Consider the following 2,223-nt stretch of genomic DNA (forward strand, 5'->3'; position numbering starts at 1 on the left):
AACATAGGAATTGACCGGCGAGTCCCGAAATAGTCCCGAAGCCGTTCACGCGGCGGCTAGGCCTTCTGCGGGCTGACGGGCAGCGCCTATGCGCCGCCAGTTGGCTTCCTATAGATTGCTGCGACCCCGCACCGAAGCAGCAGGCGAAACAGAGGCGTACCCATCCTCAACTTAAAGCGGAACTGCTCCCCGGACTTGCTCGCCTCCGAGCGATGAATGTGCCACGCGTCCTCTTATAATAGCGATCTTCCAGCCCGCTGGCGGAGGGTGTCAAATATTCCACATCATCGAACCCAACAAATTTTAGGGCTTGCTCGACAGCCTGAAGCGTGGGTTTGAACTGGCAATGACGAGCTTTCCGCCAGAGTCCCGTGGTATCATTATCTTCTACAGGCTCTACTAAGCTCATGCCCCACAATGGCGCTTTGAAGAACCGGTGAATGTAGGGAATGCGCATCAGGTGGGTGTCGACCACTATGGTATCGGTGGTTACGTCAGCGATCCGTCGCAATCCTCCGATCGGATCTTCTAAATGATATAGAATGCCGAAAAAAAAGGACACGTCGAAGCGTCCGTATGCCTCGGGGCCGATATTCTCCAATCTGTCCTTTTCAAATCTTATTCTCGTCTCCTGCCGTGCCTCCTGGATAAATTTCGCCTGTTCTATGTATCGATGCTCCGAATCAAAGCCCAGGACTTCATCCGCCCCGGCCTCTGCCGCCAGAAAGGAAAAACCGCCGCAATTACAGGCGACATCCAGAACGCGGTTCCCCTGCAATGTGCCGCCAAAATGTTTCAGAAGCCTAGGCCACATATGCTTCTTCATGCTGTCTATCCGGCCGGTGGACTGGCGACCGGGTCGACGCGAATCCTCATCATAAGTATTGAGGCCGAAAGGCATTTCAATCGCGTGGTGAAACGGGGCAAGCTCCCCCATTCGATCGCGGATTTCCGCTTCGCTCATTCTCGGCTGGTGGGCATAAACGCGGCTCCCAATGTGACAAGATGTCATCACGATCTCCTGAGTCATCGTAAACAGGCCTGCAACTTGAGCGTCCGATAGCCGCTTGTCCCTGTAAAGCCGAAGCGGCCGGGTTATTGCAGCATGGCGCAAATCCCTTGATTTCTCTGGCGAAGCACAAACGTACTCCCTCCTTTAGGCCGCAGATACAGCATCGTAGAGGTTTGTGATGGCGCTCTTTTGGGTAGTCCACCTTTTTACTAGAAACGAGGTGTCGGATCCTGAAGGGCCAAACCAGCCAAGGATCTAGGCCGCGTTCCGGGGGGATCGATGGTGCATTGAAAGGCGGACATTATAAGCTGCCCTTTCCTTCAGTGCGTGGCGGGTATCGGAAAAAATGCAACATCCGCAAAATCGACGGAAACCCGCCATTTTAGCGCAACCTTTGATGCAACCTTCATGCAACCAGATTACATTTTGAAACTGCAACATTTAGTATCTGGGAAAGTTAGGTTTTCTGCGGGTGTTGCGTTTTTCACTCGCCAAGGTGGCATGGAATTGCACCATTGAGGTAACCAATAAGATCATATGATTTCAGTGTCTTAATGCGAATGGATGGGCGCGCGTTATGGATGTTGCGCTTTCCCGCCCCCTCCCTCACTGGCGTATGCCCCGGACGCGAAAATTTCTCGATCCAGTCGCCGCCGCCAAATGGTCGTCCAGCTGGATCAAATCGCATCTTTCAATGGCCCCGTTCGGTACCAATCCCACCCAGCATCTGGGCCGCCCGAAAGGTGAGCGAGTGAGTGCATCAAAACCGACATGAAAAGCGCGCGGGCGAGGCGGGGGGAAAAGCGCGTTTTCAGGGGCGCCACCCCCCTCGACCCTGCCCGGTCCCCGCGCGCCAGTCCGGCGCGACGTCGCCCTCCGCTGACGCCGGTGGAGGGCTGATCCGATATGACAGGGTGCGTAAGATTATTGCGCGCCGATGACCATGATGGGTCGCCGTGTCTCTTATATGTTGACAACTCCTCCATGTCACATATAAGAGACAGCATGGAAACTATCCTGCTGGTGGGCGGCGACAAGTCAAGCCAGCAGCGGGATATCGCAAAAGCAAAGGAAATGGCGGCTCAGATATCCTGACCCGCTTCGCAGGCCCGAAAGGAAACGAAACGATGGCCATCAAACTCACCCGCTTTGACGCGGCGGAATATCTGACCGAACCGGAGGATCAGGCCGAACTGCTGGCGGACGCCCTT

The 2,223-nt window shown here is 55.0% G+C and carries 1 protein-coding gene; it reads right to left on the minus strand.

Annotation, left to right across the window (positions count from 1 at the left end):
• Positions 1-166: 166 nt before the first annotated feature.
• Positions 167-1,030, minus strand: coding sequence for a DUF1698 domain-containing protein (locus tag MJ601_RS21695; RefSeq protein WP_242130468.1), 864 nt, complete (start codon positions 1,028-1,030; stop codon positions 167-169).
• Positions 1,031-2,223: the final 1,193 nt, after the last annotated feature.

The sequence above is a fragment of the Sphingobium trunci genome, from assembly GCF_022664535.1.
GTDB lineage: Bacteria > Pseudomonadota > Alphaproteobacteria > Sphingomonadales > Sphingomonadaceae > Sphingobium.

Bases quoted from the DNA above. Each gene is read 5' to 3' on its own strand.
- MJ601_RS21695 (WP_242130468.1), bottom strand. From the start codon at position 1,030: ATGACTCAGGAGATCGTGATGACATCTTGTCACATTGGGAGCCGCGTT.